Here is a 1744-nt window from a genome sequence, read left to right on the forward strand (position 1 = left end):
TGGGTTAGTCGGGTCCTAAGCTGAGGCCGACAGGCGTAGGCGATGGATAACAGGTTGATATTCCTGTACCACCATAATTCGTTTTAAGCGATGGGGGGACGCAGTAGGATAGGCGAAGCGTGCTGTTGGAGTGCACGTCCAAGCAATGAGACTGAGTATTAGGCAAATCCGGTACTCTTAAGGTCAAGTTGTGATGGGGAGAGGAAATTGTTTCCTCGAGTCGTTGATTTCACACTGCCAAGAAAAGCCTCTAGCTAGAAGTGTGGTGCCCGTACCGCAAACCGACACAGGTAGTCAAGATGAGAATTCTAAGGTGAGCGAGCGAACTCTCGTTAAGGAACTCGGCAAAATGACCCCGTAACTTCGGGAGAAGGGGTGCTCTTTAGGGTTAACGCCCAGGAGAGCCGCAGTGAATAGGCCCAAGCGACTGTTTATCAAAAACACAGGTCTCTGCTAAACCGTAAGGTGATGTATAGGGGCTGACGCCTGCCCGGTGCTGGAAGGTTAAGAGGAGTGGTTAGCTTCTGCGAAGCTACGAATCGAAGCCCCAGTAAACGGCGGCCGTAACTATAACGGTCCTAAGGTAGCGAAATTCCTTGTCGGGTAAGTTCCGACCCGCACGAAAGGCGTAACGATTTGGGCACTGTCTCAACGAGAGACTCGGTGAAATCATAGTACCTGTGAAGATGCAGGTTACCCGCGACAGGACGGAAAGACCCCGTGGAGCTTTACTGTAGTCTGATATTGAAATTCGTCACAGCTTGTACAGGATAGGTAGGAGCCGTTGATACGTGAGCGCTAGCTTACGTGGAGGCGTTGGTGGGATACTACCCTCGCTGTGTTGGATTTCTAACCCGCACCATTTATCATGGTGGGAGACAGTGTCAGATGGGCAGTTTGACTGGGGCGGTCGCCTCCTAAAGAGTAACGGAGGCGCTCAAAGGTTTCCTCAGAATGGTTGGAAATCATTCATAGAGTGTAAAGGCATAAGGAAGCTTGACTGCGAGACCTACAAGTCGAGCAGGGTCGAAAGACGGACTTAGTGATCCGGTGGTTCCGCATGGAAGGGCCATCGCTCAACGGATAAAAGCTACCCCGGGGATAACAGGCTTATCTCCCCCAAGAGTTCACATCGACGGGGAGGTTTGGCACCTCGATGTCGGCTCATCGCATCCTGGGGCTGTAGTCGGTCCCAAGGGTTGGGCTGTTCGCCCATTAAAGCGGTACGCGAGCTGGGTTCAGAACGTCGTGAGACAGTTCGGTCCCTATCCGTCGTGGGCGTAGGAAATTTGAGAGGAGCTGTCCTTAGTACGAGAGGACCGGGATGGACATACCTCTGGTGTACCAGTTGTCGTGCCAACGGCATCGCTGGGTAGCTATGTATGGACGGGATAAGTGCTGAAAGCATCTAAGCATGAAGCCCCCCTCAAGATGAGATTTCCCAACTTCGGTTATAAGATCCCTCAAAGATGATGAGGTTAATAGGTTCGAGGTGGAAGCGTAGCGATACGTGGAGCTGACGAATACTAATCGATCGAAGACTTAATCAATTTTATAAACCGTTTTGATTGGTAATTATATTTTACTTACTATCTAGTTTTGAATGTATAATTTAATACATTTCATTGTCTGGTGACAATGGCAAGGAGGTCACACCTGTTCCCATGCCGAACACAGAAGTTAAGCTCCTTAGCGCCGATGGTAGTCGGACTTACGTTCCGCAAGAGTAGGACGTTGCCAGGCA

The 1744-nt window shown here is 50.5% G+C and carries 2 rRNA genes; both read left to right on the forward strand.

The annotated features are described in order from the left end of the window. Positions 1-1550: ribosomal RNA gene (locus SH09_RS13845) — 23S ribosomal RNA — on the forward strand; the annotation flags it as partial. 78 nt (positions 1551-1628) lie between these two features. Next, positions 1629-1743: ribosomal RNA gene (gene rrf / locus SH09_RS13850) — 5S ribosomal RNA — on the forward strand. Position 1744: the final 1 nt, after the last annotated feature.

This window comes from Staphylococcus gallinarum (genome assembly GCF_000875895.1).
Taxonomy (GTDB): domain Bacteria; phylum Bacillota; class Bacilli; order Staphylococcales; family Staphylococcaceae; genus Staphylococcus; species Staphylococcus gallinarum.